Source organism: Futiania mangrovi, from assembly GCF_024158125.1.
Lineage (GTDB): Bacteria > Pseudomonadota > Alphaproteobacteria > Futianiales > Futianiaceae > Futiania > Futiania mangrovi.
The window spans coordinates 37,113-56,613 of the sequence record NZ_JAMZFT010000004.1 but is presented as its reverse complement, the minus strand read 5'-3'; the positions used below and the strand labels follow the sequence as shown (position 1 = coordinate 56,613).

General features: G+C 69.2%; 20 protein-coding genes. 15 read left to right on the top strand and 5 right to left on the bottom strand.

The features are described from left to right. Positions 1 to 12: 12 nt before the first annotated feature. From NJQ99_RS15095 to NJQ99_RS15080, 4 genes are read left to right on the top strand one after another with little or no spacing between them, the layout of a single operon-like run. Entirely contained in the window at positions 13 to 1,305 is a 1,293-nt protein-coding gene (locus NJQ99_RS15095; protein WP_269333707.1) for a radical SAM/SPASM domain-containing protein, read from the top strand. Beyond that, the gene (locus tag NJQ99_RS15090; protein ID WP_269333706.1) at positions 1,298 to 2,185 is read left to right on the top strand and encodes a YcaO-like family protein; all 888 of its coding nucleotides are present in this window, start codon (positions 1,298 to 1,300) and stop codon (positions 2,183 to 2,185) included. The genes NJQ99_RS15095 and NJQ99_RS15090 overlap by 8 nt, the downstream gene beginning before the upstream one ends. Further along, complete coding sequence (locus NJQ99_RS15085; protein WP_269333705.1) at positions 2,178 to 3,050, top strand: JmjC domain-containing protein; 873 nt, start codon at positions 2,178 to 2,180, stop codon at positions 3,048 to 3,050. The genes NJQ99_RS15090 and NJQ99_RS15085 overlap by 8 nt, the downstream gene beginning before the upstream one ends. Then, positions 3,037 to 4,023: a trypsin-like serine peptidase gene (locus tag NJQ99_RS15080; RefSeq protein WP_269333704.1), complete on the top strand. Its 987-nt coding sequence runs from the start codon at positions 3,037 to 3,039 to the stop codon at positions 4,021 to 4,023. Before NJQ99_RS15085 ends, NJQ99_RS15080 begins: the two co-directional genes overlap by 14 nt. On the opposite strand, the gene NJQ99_RS15075 is transcribed toward NJQ99_RS15080, so the two are convergent. Further along, positions 3,998 to 4,171: a hypothetical protein gene (locus NJQ99_RS15075; RefSeq protein WP_269333703.1), complete on the bottom strand. Its 174-nt coding sequence runs from the start codon at positions 4,169 to 4,171 to the stop codon at positions 3,998 to 4,000. The two genes, NJQ99_RS15080 and NJQ99_RS15075, sit on opposite strands and share 26 nt — an antisense overlap. Before the next feature lie 253 nt (positions 4,172 to 4,424). Here NJQ99_RS15075 and NJQ99_RS15070 point away from each other — a divergent pair, with 253 nt between their 5' ends. Further along, a complete protein-coding gene (locus NJQ99_RS15070) occupies positions 4,425 to 5,381 on the top strand; it encodes a TAXI family TRAP transporter solute-binding subunit (RefSeq protein ID WP_331283352.1) in 957 nt (318 codons plus the stop codon). Between the two features lie 7 nt (positions 5,382 to 5,388). Next, on the top strand, positions 5,389 to 7,173 hold the full coding sequence (locus tag NJQ99_RS15065) for a TRAP transporter permease (RefSeq protein ID WP_269333702.1): 1,785 nt from the start codon (positions 5,389 to 5,391) through the stop codon (positions 7,171 to 7,173). A gap of 7 nt (positions 7,174 to 7,180) precedes the next feature. Here NJQ99_RS15065 and NJQ99_RS15060 read toward each other — a convergent pair whose 3' ends face one another. Next, on the bottom strand, positions 7,181 to 8,053 hold the full coding sequence (locus tag NJQ99_RS15060; protein WP_269333925.1) for a pirin family protein: 873 nt from the start codon (positions 8,051 to 8,053) through the stop codon (positions 7,181 to 7,183). A gap of 301 nt (positions 8,054 to 8,354) precedes the next feature. Here NJQ99_RS15060 and NJQ99_RS15055 point away from each other — a divergent pair, with 301 nt between their 5' ends. From NJQ99_RS15055 to NJQ99_RS15045, 3 genes are read left to right on the top strand one after another with little or no spacing between them, the layout of a single operon-like run. Continuing rightward, on the top strand, positions 8,355 to 9,062 hold the full coding sequence (locus NJQ99_RS15055; RefSeq protein WP_269333924.1) for a 3-oxoacid CoA-transferase subunit A: 708 nt from the start codon (positions 8,355 to 8,357) through the stop codon (positions 9,060 to 9,062). Next, complete coding sequence (locus NJQ99_RS15050) at positions 9,059 to 9,745, top strand: 3-oxoacid CoA-transferase subunit B (protein WP_269333701.1); 687 nt, start codon at positions 9,059 to 9,061, stop codon at positions 9,743 to 9,745. Before NJQ99_RS15055 ends, NJQ99_RS15050 begins: the two co-directional genes overlap by 4 nt. Positions 9,746 to 9,779: 34 nt before the next feature. Then, positions 9,780 to 10,481 carry a haloacid dehalogenase type II gene (locus tag NJQ99_RS15045; RefSeq protein WP_269333700.1) on the top strand — a complete coding sequence of 234 codons (702 nt, stop codon included), beginning with the start codon at positions 9,780 to 9,782 and terminating at the stop codon, positions 10,479 to 10,481. A gap of 39 nt (positions 10,482 to 10,520) precedes the next feature. Here the strand turns inward: NJQ99_RS15045 and NJQ99_RS15040 are convergent, their stop codons facing one another. Beyond that, positions 10,521 to 10,712, bottom strand: coding sequence for a hypothetical protein (locus NJQ99_RS15040; protein ID WP_269333699.1), 192 nt, complete (start codon positions 10,710 to 10,712; stop codon positions 10,521 to 10,523). Positions 10,713 to 10,961: 249 nt separating this feature from the next. Between NJQ99_RS15040 and NJQ99_RS15035 the strand changes: the two genes are divergently transcribed. The 6 genes from NJQ99_RS15035 to NJQ99_RS15010 all read left to right on the top strand — a co-directional run bounded on the left by NJQ99_RS15035 (position 10,962) and on the right by NJQ99_RS15010 (position 17,612). Continuing rightward, positions 10,962 to 12,221: an acetylornithine deacetylase/succinyl-diaminopimelate desuccinylase family protein gene (locus NJQ99_RS15035; RefSeq protein WP_331283350.1), complete on the top strand. Its 1,260-nt coding sequence runs from the start codon at positions 10,962 to 10,964 to the stop codon at positions 12,219 to 12,221. A gap of 85 nt (positions 12,222 to 12,306) precedes the next feature. Continuing rightward, the gene (locus tag NJQ99_RS15030) at positions 12,307 to 13,791 is read left to right on the top strand and encodes an ABC transporter substrate-binding protein (RefSeq protein WP_269333698.1); all 1,485 of its coding nucleotides are present in this window, start codon (positions 12,307 to 12,309) and stop codon (positions 13,789 to 13,791) included. Between the two features lie 75 nt (positions 13,792 to 13,866). Continuing rightward, on the top strand, positions 13,867 to 14,826 hold the full coding sequence (locus tag NJQ99_RS15025; RefSeq protein WP_269333697.1) for an ABC transporter permease: 960 nt from the start codon (positions 13,867 to 13,869) through the stop codon (positions 14,824 to 14,826). Further along, the gene (locus NJQ99_RS15020; RefSeq protein ID WP_269333696.1) at positions 14,819 to 15,655 is read left to right on the top strand and encodes an ABC transporter permease; all 837 of its coding nucleotides are present in this window, start codon (positions 14,819 to 14,821) and stop codon (positions 15,653 to 15,655) included. The genes NJQ99_RS15025 and NJQ99_RS15020 overlap by 8 nt, the downstream gene beginning before the upstream one ends. Then, positions 15,655 to 16,653, top strand: a complete 999-nt coding sequence (locus NJQ99_RS15015; RefSeq protein WP_269333695.1) for an ABC transporter ATP-binding protein — start codon at positions 15,655 to 15,657, stop codon at positions 16,651 to 16,653. The genes NJQ99_RS15020 and NJQ99_RS15015 overlap by 1 nt, the downstream gene beginning before the upstream one ends. Further along, positions 16,650 to 17,612 (top strand): ABC transporter ATP-binding protein, encoded by a 963-nt coding sequence (locus tag NJQ99_RS15010; protein WP_269333694.1) that lies wholly within the window; start codon positions 16,650 to 16,652, stop codon positions 17,610 to 17,612. Before NJQ99_RS15015 ends, NJQ99_RS15010 begins: the two co-directional genes overlap by 4 nt. A gap of 54 nt (positions 17,613 to 17,666) precedes the next feature. Here the strand turns inward: NJQ99_RS15010 and NJQ99_RS15005 are convergent, their stop codons facing one another. Both NJQ99_RS15005 and NJQ99_RS15000 read right to left on the bottom strand, forming a co-directional pair. Beyond that, positions 17,667 to 18,947, bottom strand: a complete 1,281-nt coding sequence (locus tag NJQ99_RS15005; protein ID WP_269333693.1) for a TRAP transporter large permease — start codon at positions 18,945 to 18,947, stop codon at positions 17,667 to 17,669. Further along, entirely contained in the window at positions 18,944 to 19,492 is a 549-nt protein-coding gene (locus tag NJQ99_RS15000; RefSeq protein WP_269333692.1) for a TRAP transporter small permease subunit, read from the bottom strand. The genes NJQ99_RS15005 and NJQ99_RS15000 overlap by 4 nt, the downstream gene beginning before the upstream one ends. Positions 19,493 to 19,501: the final 9 nt, after the last annotated feature.

Genomic DNA, 19,501 nt, shown 5'->3' with positions numbered 1-19,501 from the left:
GGGGGCGGAACGATGACCGAGGCGGCGGACATCGAAACGGATGCGCTTTCAGCCCTCGCGCCCGCGGGCCGGGAAGCGTTCGCGCAGGCGCGCGCAGGCGGCAAGAGGCCGCTCGACGCCCTGGGCAGCGTCGCCGCCCGCGACCTTCCGCTGAAGGATCCGGTCTTCGCCGAGGTCGAACGGGCAGGGCCGCCCGCTCTCACACCTCCGGACGGCTTTGCAACGCTGGTGCTGATCGCCAAGCTGACGCGCCATTGCAACCTGCGTTGCACCTATTGCAACGACTGGCGCGAGGGACCCGGCCAGCAGATGACACCGCGCACCCAGGTGCTGATGCTGCGCCGTGCCGCGGAGGATGCGCGCGCCGCCACGCTCAAGTTCGTCTGGCACGGGGGCGAGCCGTCGCTGCTCGGCGTCCGGCGCACGCTGGGCTTCCTCTGGCTGCAAGCCAGGCTGCGGCGGCCGGGCCAGATGGTGCGCAACTCGCTGCAGACGAACGGCGTCGGGCTGACCGACGAGATGATCGCGCTATGGAAACTGTTCGGCGTGCGCGCGAGCGTCAGCCTCGACGGCCCGCGCGAGATGCACGACCGCACCCGCAGGACGGTTGCGGACACGCCCTCCTTCGACGCGGCGGCGGACGGGATCGGGCGGCTGAAGGCGGCGGGCCTCTTCGCCGGCGCGCTGGTCGTCGTGACGGAGGAGATCGCGGCCCTCGATCCGCTCTACCTCGTGGATGCGCTGGAGGCTGCGGGCGTCGATGCCGCCGCCTTCCTGCCGGTGCGCCCGTCGTCGGCGGACGGATCCGGTCCCTGCCTCGCGCCGGAGGCGTTTGCCCGCTTTCTCGTGCGCCTGCTCGACGCGCTGCGCGCCCATCCCGACCGGCGGCTCGCCGTGCGGGAACTGGATGCGCTCCACGCAGCCTACCAGGGCACGGGGACGGGCTTCTGCGAGCTGCGCGGCCCCTGCCTTGGCGACTATTTCGGCGTCGATCCGGACGGGCAGGTCATGCACTGCGACAAGTTCCTGGGCTCCGACGCCCATGTGCTCGGCACGCTCGCGGAGCGGAGCTTCGCGGAGATGCGCGCCTCGACGGAGATGCGCGCGCTCAAGGACCGCTACCGCGCCGCCCAGACCCGGCTCGCCGCGTGCAAGTGGTTCGGGCGCTGCAAGGGCTGGTGCCCGCACGAGGCGCACATCGCCGACCTGCGCGGCACAGCGGGCGGCTGCTGCGGGCTGGCGGAAGTGTTCGCACACTTCGCACGCCTCGAAGCGGACGCCCGCCGCGAGGCCGCGCATGCGTGACGCATCGGCACTCGCGGGTCTGGTGGAGTCGCTGGAGGCGCGGGCGTTTGCAGATCTCGGCCTCTGGGTGGCAGTGGCGAAAGGAGCCGACGCGCGCACCATGGGCGGGGCGGCGGATGTGGCCCTCGGCCTCGGCGCGGGGGCCACGCGCGAGGATGCGGAAGCGCGGGCGCTGGGTGAATGTCTCGAACGGCTCGGCGCGGCGCTGGTGCCCGACGGCACCCCGGCAGAGGTCCCTGCCCGAACGTTCTCCGGCGTGCCGGCGGGTTGGGTGCCTGCGGCGCGCGTCTATTTGCCCTACTGCGACGCACGCGGACCGGTTCTGCCCGCAACGTCGGAGGGCTTGGCCTTCGCCTTCGACAGGCAGACGGCCTGCCTGCGCGCCGGGCTCGAACTGATCGAGCGGGCGGCGCTCAGGGACGCCCTGTCCACGGGTGGCCCCGGTGTGGCGGCGGCGGGGACGCAATGCTGCGGCAAGAATCAAGCGACGCTCTACCTGCTGCCGGCGCCGATCCCTGCGATGCTCGCCGTCATCGCAGATGGCCGGGGCCGCATCGCGGGGGCGGGCTCCGCCGCCGATCCGGACCCGCAAGCCTCCGCGGAAAAGGCTGTGCGGGAGGCCGCGCTCGCGCATCTCGCAGCGGAAGGCGAGGTGCTGCCGGGCAGCGTCGGTGCAGGCGACGCACTGCTCGCGCCCTTCGGGATACGCACGATCCGGGACCTCCACGCCACGGGCACACACGGGCACGTGCAGCCGGTCATCACCCCGGCAGAGGCCTTCGACGCCAGCGGGCTCGTCTTTGCCGATGCGACGCCGCCCGCCTTCCGCGGCTTCGGGGGGACCGTCGTCCGTGCACTGAAGGGAGGGCGCCATGTCTGACCGCAGCGTGGTTCGACCCTCGGACGCCATTGCGATCCGCCGTCTCGGCCGGCAGATAGCGGCGGCCCCCCGGCGCACGGGCGGTGCGGTACTGCTGCGGGTGGCCGCCCGGTTGGAGACCGTAGCGCCGCTGACGCTCGCCGCCGCTCTGGCCGACGGCCTGCGCCCGCGTCCCGCCGACATGGAGGTGCGGGCCGTCCGCCGGATCGAGGGCAAGGCGGCCGCCGTCGACCTTGCGCGTCACCTCGAACCCGGCGGTCATCTGGGAAGACGCGGCGCGCGGGCGCTTCTCGCGGCCAGCGCGACCCTCGTCATCCAGAAAGCAGATGCGCAATCGCCGGGCTGGGACCGGCTCGCCCGCGCGTTCGAGGCAGAAACCGCGCAGCCCTGCCAGGTCAACCTCTATGCCGGGCCGCCGGAGACACCCGGGCTGCCCTGGCATCGCGATCCGCACGACGTCCTGATGCTGGTTCTGACGGGCGAGAAGATCTTGGACGTTGCGGCACGCCTCGGCCCGCGCGGTCCGGAATCGGCGGAGCGCGTCGTCCTGCGCGCCGGCGACGCACTCTGGCTGCCGCGGGGCACGCCGCATCAGGCGGCGAACGGCCCCTCGGGCGCGGTTCATGCCGCCATCGGCCTGTTGCATCTTGTCGAGGACGGCAACGCCCTCGTCCGCGCCCGCGACGCCGATAGCCCGAGCCTCTCGCCCGGCGCCTGGCACCTGCTGCCGCCCGCCCTGGCCGTGGTCACGCGCGCTGCGCTTGACAGCTGGCGCCCGGGCAGAGCGCAGGCGCCCGCACCCCCGGGCGATCTCTCCGAACTCGTCGTCCGCGCCCTGAAGGAGGACATCCATGCACCCGCATGACAAGCGCCGCCGCCTGCTGGGCCTCGTCCGCAATTGCCGGCCCGGCTGGATCGCCCGGGGCGGGCGTCTCGATACCGGGAAGACCTACCGCGCGGTACATGCACACACCGAAAGCGCGCCCGAAGCCGCCGCCCTGACCGCGGAGATGGCCGACCTGACGGAGCGCCTGACGGAGGCGACCCCGCCCGAGGCGCTGACCGACCGCGATACCCTGGTCCTCGAGGCGATCGTCCACACGGAGCTGCGTCCGGCCGTGCTGGTGCAGGACGGGCAGTTCCTCCCCATGCCGGAAGAGTGGGCGCACCTGGAGGGACACCGCGCCGCAATCGAGCACGCGCTGGCCCGGACCGGCCGGATCGAGGCGGAAGGCGACATCGACCTCGACTGGGTCGGCACCGGCTTCGTGATCGCCGAGGATCTCGTCGCCACGAACCGCCATGTGGTGGAGACGTTCGCATCGCACGACCCGGTGCACGGATGGCACATCCGCGAGGGGGTCGGCGTGCGCGTCGACTTTGCGGAGGAGATCGGCGGTCTTCAGACCCGCGAGGTCGCCGTCACCGGCATTTGGGGCGTGCACACCCACTTCGACATCGCGGTCCTGCAGATGGCGCCCGGCGGCTGCCCTTCTCCGCTGCCCCACGCAGCGCAGCCCGCGCGCGCTGGCGCCGACGTGGTCGCGCTCGGCTATCCGGCGTTCGACTCGCGGCGCAACGACGCCGAGGTCATGCAGCGGATCTTCCGGGGCATCTACAATGTGAAACGGGTTCTGCCAGGCAGGATCCTGAGCCGGGAGCTTGCACTCTACACCCTGCGGCACGATGCCTCGACCCTGGGCGGCAGCTCGGGCTCCCCGGTGATCGATCCCGCCACGGGCGCCGTCGTCGGGATCCATTTCGGCGGGCGATATCTGATGTGGAACGAGGCGGTCGACCTGACGCCCCGGCCTACTCCTTCTTCCGGCGGATCCTGAGCACGGACGGCCGGACCAGCAGGAACGCCAGGACAAGCGTTAGCAGGCCAACGACGACGGAGAGAAAGAGCGCGATCGAAGGGTCCGCGCCCATCGCCGACATGACGACATGAATGGCCCCCCCGCTGACCACGGGCGGCGCAAGCATGAGAAGAAGCCTTAACAGCGGATGGCGCATGGTGGCCTGCCAGCGCGGTACGTGCTCCCCAGCGGCACGCACATCCACTCTACATGCTCGATTGCAGGTTGTAACCGCCTCGTTAGTCAACTCCTGACGGTCGCGATACGCAATCGCCGGGATCGGGACGGCAGGCGCGCGTTACGCTTGACAGGACCGGCCCATGCGGCATGGATGCGTTTCGAATACCAGCAAAAGAGCGGCTCAGACCGGGAGGAAAAACATGAAGCGGATGATGACGGGGCTGATCGCGGCCGGTGTCCTGCTCGCGGGCGCGACCGGGGCCCAGGCGGAAACCCGCGTGACCTACAAGTCGGCCAAGGCCGGCACGTCCTACTACCAGATGGGCGTCGAACTGGCCGAGGCGATGAAGGCCGGGACCGATGGCGGCGTGATCCTGACCGTCGAGGAGAGCCAGGGATCGGTCCAGAACGTGATGGAAGCGGCCGTGCGGCCCGGAAATTACGTCTTCACCACGCCCCCGGCGCTCGTCGGCGCGGCGCAGAAGGGCGCCGGTCCCTTCAAGGACAAGGGCAACCCGAAGTTCGACGAGATCCGGGCGCTCTTTCCCATTCCGTCGCTCACCATGCACTTCGTGATGCGTGCAGACGCGGGCGTGCAGAGCTTCGCCGATCTCGAAGGCAAGACCATCCTGCTCGGCAAGGGCTCCTTCGGCGCCAACGAGGGCGCAAAATACGTCGAGATGTTCGGCCTGAAGGACAAGGTGAAGATCGCCGACGCCGAGCTTGGCAATGCGGCCAGCGCACTGAAGAACCGCCAGATCGACGGTTTCGTCACCGCGGGCTCCTTCCCCGCCCCGAACGTCACCGAGGCAGCCGCCAGCACGGGCATCTCGCTCGTTTCCATGACGGAGGAGCAGGTGGCGGAAACAAAGCGCACCCGCCTCGTGATCCCGGCGGGAACCTATGCGGGTGTCGACACGGACACCGTGACCACTTCCCTGCCGGTGGTCGCCTATGCGACGACCGCGATGGACGACGACACCGCCTACACGCTGACCAAGACCTTCTGGACGAAGAAGGCCGAAATGGGCGAAAGCGCCGCCTGGTGGAAGGCCGTGTCGCCGGACCTGCTGTCCAATGTGACGGGCAAGCTGCACCCCGGCGCATTGCGCTACTACGAGGAAGCGGGCGTCGCCGTGCCGGACAGCCTGCGCTGACCGCTTCGTGACACCGCAGAACGATCTTTCTGCGCGAGGGCGGCTCTTCTGGGCCGCCCTCGGTGCCGTTTCGGTGGCCTTCCACCTCAGCCTCGTGTTCTCCGGACTGACGCCGGCCCTCGTCGCACGGCCGGTGCACATGGCGCTGGCGCTGCCCTGGGTGCTCGTGTTCGCCGCACGCACGAAGCTGCAATTGCGCACGGGCCTCGCGCTCTCCGCGATCGGGATGGGTGCAACGCTGTGGATCGCGCTGAATGCGGACGCGCTTTCCGACCAGTACGGCTTCCTGTCGGGCAACGGTCAGCTCGCGCTCGCCATCGTCCTGCTGGCGCTGACGCTGGAGATGGCGCGGCGCGCCATCGGCTGGCCTCTGCCGACGGTTGCGGCGCTGGCCCTGCTCTACGGCCTCTTCGGCCAGCATCTCCCGGGCGAGTTCGGACACCCCGGCCTTCCGCTGTCGAGCTTCCTCGGCACGCTGACCATCGCCGAGGGCGGCCTCTGGGGCAGCCTGACCGGCGTCTCCGTCGACGTGGTCGCGATCTTCGTCATCTTCGGTGCCGTACTGAACGCGGGCGAGGCAGGCCAGGGGTTCATGAACCTCGCGACCGCAGCCGCCGGGCGGCTGAAGGGCGGAGCGGCCAAGGTTTCGGTACTTTCCTCGGCCCTCTTCGGCTCGATCTCGGGCTCGGCGTCGGCGAACGTCGCATCCACCGGCGCGATCACGCTGCCCGCGATGCGGCGGCTCGGTTATCCGCGCCCGCTCGCCGGCGCGGTGGAGGCGGTCGCCTCCTCCGGCGGCCAGATCATGCCGCCGCTGATGGGCGCGGGCGCCTTCGTCATGGTGGAACTGACCGGCACCCCCTATGCCGAGATCATGGCGGCAGCCATGCTTCCCGCCCTGCTCTATTTCGCCACCGTCTGGATCGGCATCGATGCCTTCGCCAGCCGCTACGACCTCAAGCCCGTGGCGGCGGAGGACCGGCCGTCGCGGCGCGACGTGCTCGTCACCTCGCTGTTCTTCGCCGTGCCCTTCGTTCTGTTGCTGGAGCGCATGTTCGTTGGCGGCTACACCCCGCAATACGCCGCCTGCGTCGCCATCCTCGCGGGCTTCGTGCTGCTGTTTCTGGACGGGCGCCTCACCTTCTCCCTGCCACGGACACGGGAGCGGATCGAAACCGCGCTGATCACGGCGGGCAGCCAGATCGCGACGATCGCGTCCATCATCATCTGCGCCTCGATCGTGATTGGCGTCCTGGGTCTCACGGGTCTCGGCGTAAAGATCACCTCGCTGATCCTCGCCGGCGCAGGCGGCGAGTTGTGGCCCGCCCTGCTGCTGACTGCTATTGCCTGCCTCGTCCTCGGCATGGAGGTGCCGACGACCGCGGCCTATGTCATCTGCGTCTCGGTAGCCGGGCCGGCGCTTCAGAAGCTGGGGCTTCCGCCGCTCACCGCGCACCTGTTCGTGTTCTGGTACGCGCTGCTCTCGACCATCACGCCGCCTGTCTGCGGGGCGGTGTTCATTGCCTCGGGCATGGTGGGGGAGAACTGGCTGAAGGTCGCGGGCGTGGCGATGCTGCTCGGGCTCGGGCTCTATCTCGTGCCGCTGGGCATGGTCGCCAATCCGTCGCTGATCGCGCTCGGTACCGAACCTGCGCTGGCATTGGCCGCGCTTCTCAAGGTTGGCGCGGGTCTTGCCGCGATTTCCTACGGCCTGATCTCGCAGAAACCCGTGGCGTGGCGCGCTCTTCTGGTCAGCCTGGGCGGTGCGGCACTTTTTGCAGGGGGTATCTGACGCGCGCTCAGAACCGCCCGGCCTGGTAGTCGCGGATGGCCTGGTGGATCTCGGCCTCGGTGTTCATCACGAAGGGACCGTAGCGGGCCACGGGTTCGCGCAGCGGACGGCCTGCGACGAGCAGCGCACGGGCTTCCGCATCGCCCGCAGCGATGCGGACGCGAGCACCCGCTCCCAGCGCGCCCAGCGTCCGCTCGCCCACCTCCTGCCCGCCATCTGCGGGGCCGACGTGCGCGGTACCCGTGTAGACATAGACGAAGGCGTTGTGACCCGCGGGCAGCGCGTGCTCGAAGGATGCACCCGGCGGCAGGATCACGTCGAGATAGACCGGATCCGTCGCGATCGCGCTGACCGCGCCCGCGACGCCGTCGACCTCGCCCGCAACGACGCGCACCTTGCCTCCGCCAGGCGGCGTTACCTCGGGCACGTCCTCCGGCGGAATGTCCTGGTAGCGGGGCGCGGTCATCTTGTCGCGCGCGGGCAGGTTCACCCAGAGCTGGAAGCCCCACATCAGGCCGTCTTCCTGCTCCGGCATCTCCGAATGCACGATGCCGCGCCCGGCGGTCATCCATTGCACGCTGCCGGGGCGCAGCAGGCCCACATTGCCCTGGTTGTCGCCGTGCCGCATGCGGCCCGCGAGCATGTAGGTCACCGTCTCGAACCCGCGGTGCGGGTGGTCGGGAAAACCTGCGATGTAGCTCTTCGGATCGTCGGCCCGGAACTCGTCGAGCATCAGGAAGGGATCGAGATCGGGCAGCGCGGGCGTCCCGATCACACGTGAGAGCCGCACGCCGGCCCCGTCGCTGGTCGGCATGCCACGGAAGGTCCGCAGGACCGGGCGGATCGCATCTGCGCCGGAGGCTGGAGAAGCGTCGGTCATCGGTTGCGTGCGCATCGGAACGGTCATCCCTTTCTCTTGGCCCCGGCGAACCCCGGTCTTGGAGCCTGAGATAGGCAGTCGCGCACAAAGGTCCATGGGGCGGCGCTCGTGCAACGCTGTCCGGACGTGCGGACAGAGCGTAGGGCTCGGCCCCGGGTGGCCCTCGCCATGTGCATCCTCTAAGATCGCCACCGCGCCGCACGGGCCTCGGCTCCCGGGCGCCGAACAAGACATGCCGCCGGGAGATCCGGCAGGCAGCAGAAAGGGGAGGCCGGCTGCTTTGACTGCACGTGCGAAGGTCGTGGAAAAGCCCGTCATGGGGATCGCGGAGGCGCTGGCCGATGTGCCCGACGGCGCAACCGTGCTGGTTGGCGGATTCGGCGGCGCGGGCTCGCCCATCGAACTTGTCCACGCGCTGATCGACCAGGGCGCGCGCGACCTGACGGTGGTGAACAACAATGCCGGGAACGGCGACGTCGGCCTGGCGGCACTGATCCGCGAGCGCCGCGTGCGCAAGATGATCTGCTCCTTCCCGCGCTCGGCCAATCCGAAGGCGTTCACCGAGCTTTATCTCAAGGGCGAGATCGAGCTGGAGGTGGTGCCGCAGGGCACGCTGGCAGAGCGGATCCGCGCGGGGGGCGCCGGCATCCCGGCCTTCTACACCCCGGCCTCGGTCGGCACCCCGCTCGCCGAGGGCAAGGAGGTGCGCACCTTCGACGGCCGGGACTATGTGATGGAGCATTGGATCCGGGCCGACTATGCGCTGGTGAAGGCGGAGACGGCGGACCGCGCGGGCAACCTGCTCTACAACATGTCGGCGCGCAACTTCGGCCCCGTAATGTGCATGGCGGCGCAAACGACCGTGGTACAGGTCCGCAACGTCGTGGAGCCGGGCGCCATAGATCCGGAGGCGGTCGTCACGCCGGGCATCTTCGTCGACCGTATCGTGCAGGTCGCCGACCCCGCCCAGGAGGAACTGCTGTTCGCCGAAGGAGCCGTCTATCCATGAGCACCGAAACCGTGACGCGCCTCAGCCGCGCACAGATGGCCTGGCGCGCGGCGCAGGACATCGCCGACGGGACCTATGCCAACCTCGGCATCGGAATTCCGGAACAGGTCGCCCAGTTCGTGCCCGAAGGCCGGCAGGTCACCTATCACACCGAGAACGGCGTCCTGGGCTTCGGCGAGCGTCCGCCGCAGGGCGAGGAGGACTACGACCTCGTCAACGCGGGCAAGAAGCCGGTGACGCTGTTGCCGGGCGCCTCCTTCTTCCACCATGCCGACAGCTTCGCGATGATCCGCGGCGGCCATATCGACGTGGCGATCCTCGGTGCCTTCCAGGTCGCGCCGAATGGCGACCTTGCCAACTGGCGCGCGGGCGATGACGCGGTGCCCGCCGTGGGCGGAGCCATGGACCTCGTTGTCGGCGCCAAGTCGGTCTGGGTCATCACCAGCCATGTCACGCGCACCGGCGAGCACAAGCTGATCGAGCGCTGCACCTATCCGCTGACCGGCGTCGGCGTCGTCTCGCGCATCTTCACCGACGTCGCGGTGATCCATGTGCAGGACGGGCGCTTCGTGCTGAAGGAGATGGTGCCCGGCATGACCGTGGAGCGGCTGCAGGAGATGACGGGCGCGCCGCTCGCCACCGAGGGCAAGATCGGCACGCTCTGCCCGCCGGCGGTCGGCTAACGCCCCGCGAGACGGCCGGAGGGAGCGAAACAGAATGGTTCAGGCACTCTTTTTCGACGTCTTCGGGACCGTGGTCGACTGGCGCACCAGCGTGGCGCGGGAGTTGGCCCAATTCGGCGCCCGGCACGGGATCGACCGCGACTGGGAAGCGATGGCCGACCATTGGCGCGGGCTCTACCAGCCGGCCATGGAACGGATCCGCAGCGGATCGCGCGGCTATGTGAAGCTCGACACGCTGCACCGGGAGAACCTCGACTCGACGCTCGACACCTACGGCATCGGGGAGGTGGCGGAAGGCGTGCGCGACGGCCTCTCCCGCGCGTGGCACCGGCTGGATCCCTGGCCGGATTCGGCACCGGGGCTCACGCGCCTTCGCACGCGCTACCTGCTTGCACCCGTGTCGAACGGCAACATTTCGCTGATGGTGCAGCTGGCGCGCCACGGCGGCCTGCCGTGGGACACGGTGCTCGGTTCCGAGATCGCACAGGACTACAAGCCGAAGCCCGCGGTCTATCTCGCGTCGGCGGCGGCACTCTCTCTGGCGCCGCAGGACTGCATGATGGTCGCCGCCCACAACGACGACCTTTTTGCCGCCCGGGCCTCCGGCCTCAAGACGGGATTCGTCGCGCGACCGGTCGAGCATGGTGCAGCCCAGACAACCGACCTCGCGCCCGAAAGCGACTGGGACGTGATCGCCGACGACTTCCTCGACCTCGCGGAGAAGCTGGGCGCATAAACCGCGCCCGCTTCGCCGCGAAGTCAGTTCGCCGTCAGGTCAGTTCGTGGCCTTGCTTTGGGCGGCCTTGCGCTCGGCGACCTTGACCTGCTCTGCCGATGCGGCAGGCGCCTTTGACTGGGCGACAGACTGTTTGGTCTCGCTGCTGGCGACATGCCCCGCGCAGCCTGCGGCGGCAGGGCCGGCGGCGAGCGCCACCACGGCGGCGATGGCAAGAACGGATTTCATCATGCGACTCCTTCATCTGGTGCGCGAACGGCAAGAGCAACATGCGCTTCGCCCGTCCCGCGGTCCTCAGGGGTACGCCATGCGCCGGGCCATGGCGGCCCGACCGGAGAAAAAGGTAGCGCGCTGCGCACCCGCTGTCGAGGAAGGCCGGCGCCGCCCCTGCCACGCCGGTTGCGCCCCCACCCGTCCGGGCATAGGCTTTCGCCGCAATACGCCGGTTCCTTCGAGGAGTGACCCGCCATTTCCGCCGAGTTGAACGCCCGCATCGATGCCAAGCGCGAGGAACTGGTCGCGCTGACCCGCGACCTCGTGCGCATTCCGACGGTGAACCCGCCGGGCGATGCCTATACCCCGTGCGCGGAACTGATCGGCGACTGGATGAAGAGGCGCGGCTTCACGGTCGAATATGTGCGCGGTGAAGGCACGCCCGGCGATTCTGACCGCTACCCCCGCACGAACGTCATCGGCCGGATCGAAGGCAGGGGTCCGGGCCCGTGCGTCCACTTCAACGGCCATATCGACGTGGTGCAGGCCGGACAGGGCTGGACAGTCGACCCGTTCGAGGCCGTGGTGAAGGATGGGCGCATCTACGGGCGCGGGACCTGCGACATGAAGGGTGGGCTGGCCGCCGCCATGATCGCGGTCGACGCGATCCTCGAGGCGGGCATCCCGTTCCAAGGCGCGCTGGAGATCTCGGGCACGGTGGACGAGGAATCGGGGGGCTATGGCGGCGTCGGCTACATGGCGCAGAAGGGCTATTTCTCGAAACCCCGCGTCGACCACGTGATCATCCCGGAGCCGCTGAACGTCGACCGCATCTGCCTGGGTCATCGCGGCGTTTGGTGGGCGGAGGTCGAGACGCTGGGCCGGATCGCCCATGGCTCCATGCCCTTCCTCGGCGACTGCGCGGTGCGCCACATGGGGGCCTTCCTCGACCGGATCGAGCGGGAGCTGATCCCCGCGCTCGACGCCCGCCGGACCTCAATGCCCGTGGTGCCGGAGGGCGCGCGCGCCTCCACGCTCAACATCAACTCCATTCACGGCGGGCTCGCGGAGGAGTTCGAGGGGCTGCCCTCGCCCTGCGTGCCCGACAGCTGTCGCATGGTGATCGACCGGCGCTACCTGATCGAGGAAGACCCGGACGACGTGAAGCGGGAAGTGACCGGAATTCTGGAGCGCCTCGCCGCGGAACGGCAGGGCTTCCGCTACCGCATCCGCGACATCCTGGAGTTTGTGCCGACCATGACGGAGGAAAGCGCTCCCGTCGTGCAGGCCGTCGCCCGCGAGATAGCGCGCGAGTTCGGGAAGTCTGCGGAATACGTCGTCTCGCCCGGCACCTACGACCAGAAGCACATCGCCCGCTTCGGGCACCTGAAGGACTGCATCGCCTACGGTCCGGGAATTCTCGATCTGGCGCATCAGCCGGACGAGTTTATCGTGATCGATGACATGGTGGCGTCCGCGAAGGTCATGGCAGGGGCGGCCCTGGCCCTGACCGGCGCGGCGGGATAACGACAGATCGGGGAATGGCCGGCATGCCTTGTCAGCCCCGCGGGCGAGCCGCGGGCCGCCGGCCGCAGACGAGGGAACGCACAAGATGACCAAGCTGAAACGCCTTGCACTGGCCGCGGTGGCGGCCGCTGCGCTGGCATGGCCCGCGATGGCGGCGAACACCAGCCTGACCATGGGCATGGTGCTGGAGCCGCCGCACCTCGACCCGACGGCGGGCGCAGCCGCGGCGATCGACGAGGTGGTCTATGCCAACGTGTTCGAGGGGCTGACGCGGATCGACAGTACGGGCGCGGTCCAACCCGCGCTGGCCCGCAGCTGGGAGATCAGCGAGGACGGCAAGGTCTACACCTTCAAGCTGGCCGGCGGCGTCACCTTCCACAACGGCGTGCCGATGACGGCGGACCATGTGGTCTTCAGCTTCGAGCGGGCGATGGCGGAAGGATCCGTCAACGCGCAGAAGCAGCTTTTCGCGCCCATCGAGACGGTCGAGGCTGTCGATCCCGCAACCGTGCGCATCACGCTGAAGAACCCGTTCGGCGCGCTGCTCTTCAACCTCGGCTGGGGCGACGCGGTGATCGTCGAGCCTTCGTCGGCCGACACCAACAAGGACCAGCCGGTCGGCACCGGTCCGTTCAAGCTGGATCGATGGGTCAAGGGGGACCGGGTCGAGATTTCCGCCTATGACGGCTATTGGGGCGATAAGCCGGCACTCGCGTCGGCGACCTTCAAGTTCATCAGCGACCCGGCTGCGGCGGTCGCCGCGGTGCTCGCCGGCGACGTGGACGCCTTCGCCAACTTCCCGGCGGGCGAGGCGCTGGAGCAATTCCGGGCCGACCCGCGTTTCGAGGTGACCATCGGGTCGACGGAGGGGGAGACGATCCTCGCGATCAACAACCAGCAGAAGCCCTTCGACGATGTTCGCGTGCGCCGGGCGCTGAGCCACGCGATCGACCGCAAGGCCCTGATCGACGGCGCCATGTTCGGCAACGGGACCCCGATCGGGTCGCACTTCGCGCCGCATCACCCGGCCTATGTGGACCTCACGAACCGCTATCCCTACGACAAGGACGGCGCCCGCAAGCTACTGGCCGAGGCGGGCTATCCGGACGGCTTCTCGGCAACGCTGAAGCTGCCGCCGCCCTCCTACGCGCGGCGCGGGGGCGAACTGATCGCCGCCCAGCTGGCGGAGGTTGGCGTCAAGCTGGAGATCATTCCGGTCGAGTGGCCGCAATGGCTGGAGCAGGTGTTCCGGGGCGACGATTTCGACCTGACCATCGTCTCGCACACCGAGCCCATGGACATCGGCATCTATGCCCGCGGCACGGATTACTACTTCAACTATGTCAGCGACGAGTTCAACGCGATCATCGACAAGCTGAACCTGACGGCCGAGACCGAGGCGCGCTATGCGCTGATGGGCGACGCCCAGCGCAAGCTCGCCGACGACGCGGTCAACGTCTTCCTGTTCCAGCTGCCCAAGCTCGGCGTCTGGAAGGCGGGGCTCGAAGGCCTGTGGGAGAACAGCCCCGTCCAGGCCAACGACCTGACAGGGGTCCGCTGGACGCAGTGACGGGACGGCGGGGCATGAGGATCCAGCTGGACGTGCACATGTCCCGCCGCCCCCTTTTCATGGGCGCATGAGCCCATGGGTGCCTTCCTTCTCAGGCGGCTTCTGGCGCTGGCGGCGACGCTCTTCGGGGCGTCGCTCGTCATCTTCCTGGTGATGGAGGTACTGCCGGGCGATCCTGCGGCGGTCATCCTCGGGACGGGCGCGCGGGAGGACACGCTCGCCGCGCTGCGCGCCCAGATGGGCCTCGACCTCCCGGCGCATGCCCGCTTCCTCGGCTGGTGGGGCGAGATCCTGACAGGCTCGCTGGGCGTCTCTCACACCTATGGCAGCCCCGTCACGGAACTGGTGGGCGAGCGGATCGGCGTCACCGTGCCGCTGGCCATCATGGCCATCCTCCTGTCGACGGCGATCGCCATACCGGCAGGCGTCTTCGCCGCCGCCCGGCACAACACGGCGGCGGACGCGGGCGTCATGGGCCTTGCCCAACTGGGCGTGGCGGTCCCGAACTTCTGGTTCGCGATGCTGCTGATCCTCGTCTTCGCGGTCTGGCTGGGCTGGGTGCCGGCGGGCGGTTTCGCGGGCTGGGACAAGGGCTGGCAGGCAGCCGTCGTCTCGCTGCTGCTGCCGGCGCTGGCGCTCGCCCTGCCGCAGGCGGCGATCCTGGCGCGCGTCACCCGCTCCTCCGTGCTGGAGACGATGGGCGAGGACTATGTCCGCACGGCACGGGCGCGCGGCCTCACGCGCGTGCAGGCGCTCTGGCGGCACGCGGTCCGCAACGCGCTCATTCCCGTCGTGACGATCATGGGTCTGCAGTTCTCCTTCCTGCTGGTCGGCACGATCATCATCGAGAACGTCTTCTACCTTCCGGGTGTTGGGCGGTTGATGTTCCAGGCCATCGCGCAGCGCGACTTGATCGTGGTGCAGAGCCTGCTGCTCATCATGGTCGCCGCGGTCGTCACCGTGAATTTCGCGGTCGACGTGGCCTATGTGCTCCTCGACCCCAGGCTCAGGCTCCGGGGCCGCGGAGATGGGTGAGATCCTGCGCCACGGGCTCGCCTCCCGCGCCTTCCTGATCGGCGGCACGATCACGCTCGCCATGCTGGCGCTGGCACTCGTGTCCCTTGTCTGGACGCCGTACGGGGTGGCGGACGTGAACGTCGCGGCCCGCCTGCAAGGCCCCTCGATGGCTCACTGGCTTGGCACGGACCATTTCGGCCGAGACCTGCTGAGCCGGATCATGGCAGGCGCGTTCAACTCCCTCGTCATCGCCATATTCGCGGTGGCGCTGGGCGCGGGGCTTGGCGTGCCGCTCGGCGCCCTGGCTGCCACGCGCGGCGGATGGGTGGATGAGGCGGTGATGCGCCTCGGCGACTTCACCTTCGCCTTTCCCGCACTTCTGACGGCGGTGATGCTGACCGCGCTCTACGGACCTGGCGCCTTCAATTCGATCGTTGCGATCGGCGTGTTCAACATCCCCGTGTTCGCGCGCCTGACGCGGGGGGCCGCCATGGGCGTGCTTCTGCGGGAGTTCGTGCTGGCTGCACGCGCGGCGGGGAAGGGCGGCGTGCGCATCACGGTCGAGCACGTGCTGCCCAACATCGCGCCGACGCTGATCGTGCAGATGACGATCCAGTTCGCGCTGGCGATCCTTATCGACGCGGGACTGAGCTATCTCGGCCTCGGCCTGCAGCCGCCCGCGCCCTCGCTCGGCAAGATGCTGGCCGAGGCGCAGACCATGATGTTCCTCGCGCCCCGCCTCGCCATCGTTCCGGGGCTCGTCATCGTGCTGGCGGTGCTGGGCCTGAACCTGCTCGGCGACGGCCTGCGCGACGTGCTCGACCCGCGGCTGCGGAGGGCGCGCTGATGGCCCTGCTCGAGATCCGCGGCCTCTCCGTCGACATCGCCACGCCGGCAGGCGTCGTGCCCATCCTGGAGGGCATCGATCTCGATCTCGACCGGGGGCGCAGCCTCGGCCTCGTGGGCGAGAGCGGCTGCGGCAAATCCATGACGGCGCTTGCGGTCATGGGCCTGATGCCGCGCGGCGCGCGCGTCTCGGGCACGATCCGCTTCGACGGCGAGGACCTTGTCGGCATGAGCGAGCGCACGCTTTGCAAGCTACGCGGCAATCGCATCGCCATGGTCTTCCAGGAGCCGATGACGGCGCTCAACCCGGTCAGGACCATCGGCGCGCAGGTGGCGGAACCCTTGCGCCTGCACCGGGGGCTCTCGCGCGCGGAAGCGGAAGCGGAGGCGGTGCGCCTGCTCGACCGCGTGGGGCTGCCGCCCGCACGCTTCTCCCCTACCCTCTACCCACAGCAACTGTCCGGCGGCCAGCGTCAGCGCGTCGTCGTCGCGGGCGCCATCGCTTGCGGGCCGGACCTGCTGATCGCCGACGAACCCACCACCGCGCTCGACGTGACGATCCAGGCACAGATCCTCGACCTGCTGTGCGACCTCGTCGATGGCGAGGGGATGGCGCTCATGCTGATCACCCACGACCTCGGCGTGGTGGCGGAGGCGACCGACGAGATGCTGGTCATGTATGCGGGCCGCGTCGCCGAAGCAGGCTCCACGGCGGATGTGTTCGCCCGCATGGCGCACCCCTATACGCGCGGGCTTTTCGCGGCGATGCCCCAGGCGGCGGGAACCGCACCCGGCCCGGCCGGCAGGCGGCTCCCCACCATTCCGGGCGTGGTCCCCGACCCGGCCGCGCGCCCCGCCGCGTGCGCCTTCGCCGATCGCTGCCCCCGGGTGCAGGACGATTGCCGCAGCCTGCGCCCTCCCCTGGTGCCTGTCGGTACCGGGCACCGCGCCGCCTGCCTTCATCCACATGCGATGCACGCACCGGAGTTTCCGCGGTGACCGGCGCGCCCCTCCTCAGCGTGGAGGCGCTGGTGCGAGACTATGCCTTGCCGCGCCGCAGCCTGTTCGGCCCGCGCCCGATGCTGCGCGCCCTGCATGGCGTCTCGCTGACGATTCCTGCGGGCAGGAGCCTTGGCGTGGTCGGGGAAAGCGGCTGCGGCAAGTCCACGCTTGCCCGCGCCGTCATGGCGCTGGAGCGGCCCGACGGCGGCACGGTCCGGATCGGAGACCGAGACATCTTCGCACTTTCGCCCGGCGAACTGCGCAAGGCGCGGCGCGACTTCCAGATGGTGTTCCAGGATCCCTACGGCTCGCTCGACCCGCGCCACACGGTCGCGCGGATCGTGGCCGAACCGCTGGACGCGCTAGCCCCCGTTCCACGGCAGGAACGCCGCGAGCGCATCGCCACGGCACTGGCCGAGGTCGGCCTGTCCGCCGCGTCGGGCGCGCGATACCCGCACGAGTTCTCAGGCGGACAGCGCCAGCGGATCGCCATTGCGCGCGCATTGATCACGCGCCCGAAGCTGATCGTGGCGGACGAGCCGGTATCCGCGCTCGACGTGTCTGTGCAGGCGCAGATCCTCAACCTGATGCTCGACCTGCAGGAGGAGCACCGCCTCTCCTACCTCTTCATCTCGCATGATCTCGCCATCGTCCGGCATGTCGCCGACGAGGTCGCGGTGATGTACCAGGGCCGCGTCGTCGAGCGCGGCCCGGTCGGTGCGGTTTTCTCGGACCCGGTTCACCCCTATACGCGCCAGTTGCTGGCCGCGGTGCCCGTGCCGGACCCCGCGCGACGGCGCCGGCCGCGCGCTGCCCCGGCCGAGGCAGACGTACCGCCCGCGGGTGGCTGTCCCTTTGCCCCGCGCTGCCCCCGCGCGACGCCCATCTGCCGGGACGAGGAACCGGCGCTCGAAACGCGGACAGGCGGCCGCGAGGCCGCCTGTCACCATGCGTGAAGGGCGGCCGCGAGGCCGCCTGTCACCATGCGTGAAGGGCGCCCGCGGCACCCGCTAGAGAAGATTCGGCAGGAACAGTGCGATCTCCGGCACGGCGATCAGCGCGGCCACCATCGCCAGCATGACGAGCACATAGGGAATGCAGCCGACCATGACCTCCTGCAGCTTGCCGGAGCGGCGGGCGCCCTGCACCACGTAGAGATTGAGGCCGACTGGCGGGGTGATGAGCGCCATCTCGACCAGCACGATCATCAGGATGCCGAACCACACCTTGTCGAAGCCAAGCTCCACCACGATGGGCACCATGATCGGGATCGTGACGACCATCAGCGACAGGGTCTCGATGAAGAAACCGAGCACGATGTAGATGACCACGATCACCAGCATGGTCCCCAGCGGACCGAGGCCGATGCTGTCCATGAAGGCGCGCAGCTCGGTGCCGAGACCGGCGGACGCCAGCGTGAAGTTCAGGAACGCCGCCCCCGACACGACCAGCATGACCATCGCCGTGATCCGGATCGTGCCGTAAAGCGCCTGCATCAGCATCGGGACGGCAATCTGCCCGGAGATACCCGTGATGAGGAGCGCCGCGGCCACGCCGACCGCCGCCGCCTCCGTCGGGGTTGCAAGGCCGGTGTAGATCGTCCCGACGATGATGCCGAACAGCAGCAGGACCGGCACGAGATGGATCAGCGAGGCCAGCATCTGTGCGAACGGATAGGTCCGCCGCTCACCGCCGAGTTCGGGCCGCACCGCGCAGATCGCAGCCGTGACCAGGCTGAAGAAGAGCGCAAGCAGAAGGCCCGGAACGAGCCCGGCCAGGAAGAGTTGGGGGATCGAGCTTTCAGTCAGGAAGCCGTAGACGATGAGGTTGATCGACGGCGGGATCATGATGCCGAGCGTGCCGCCCGCGGCAATTGCGCCGGCAAACAGACGCGGGTCGTAGCCCAGCCGCTCGGCCTGCGGCATGGCGACCGTGGCGACCGTCGCAGCCGTTGCCACCGAGGAGCCCGATGTAGCCGAGAAGAGCGTGGCCGTGCCGATGTTCGCATGCACCAGACCGCCGGGCAGCCAGGAAACCCACTTGTCGAGCGCCGCATAGGTCCGCGCAGCCACACCGCCGCGGACGAGCAGTTCGCCGAGGAGCACGAACAGCGGAATGGCGATGAGCGTCGAGCTGTTCATGCTCGACCACGCCAGCTGCCCGAGACCGCGCAGCAGGGGGAACGGGCTGAAGAACTCGGAAATCCCGAAGCCCAGAAGAAAAAGGACGATCCCGACCGGGATCGAGAGTGCGAGCAGGCCCAGCAGACCCGCCGAGACGGACAGGATCATTCTGCGCCCTCCAATTCGGATTGCAGGCCGATGGACTGCTCGACGAGGGCTGGCTCGCGCCGGACGATCGCGAGGCAGGCAACGAGCACCAGCAGCGAAGCCATGAGCGCGAACCACACAAGGCCGCCGAACCACAGCGCCTGCGGAACGATCAGGGGCGTCTCGAGCGGCGTATTCGCGCGGGCGTCGTTCTGGAGCGTGCGGGCGAGAACGGGCCAGGACTGGATGGCAAGAACGATGGCAACGAAGGCCAGGGACAGCAGGGACACCATGTCGAGAAAGATCTTCCCGGGCGTCTGCAAGACCCCGCGCAGCACGTCGATCCGGACGTGCGCGCGCTCCAGCAAGGCATAGGAAAGGCCCCAGGTCGTGATGGCAGCCATCACGTAGCCGGCGATCTCGTCGGTGCCGCCGAACGAGCCGCCGGTCTGGCGGAGCACGATGTCGAGCAGGATGAAGACAGTACATCCCGCGACGGCGAGGCCGCAGATCGCAGCCACGAAGCGGTTGGCCCGCCGCAGGATGTTAAACAGTGATTGTTCCATTGCGGCGGG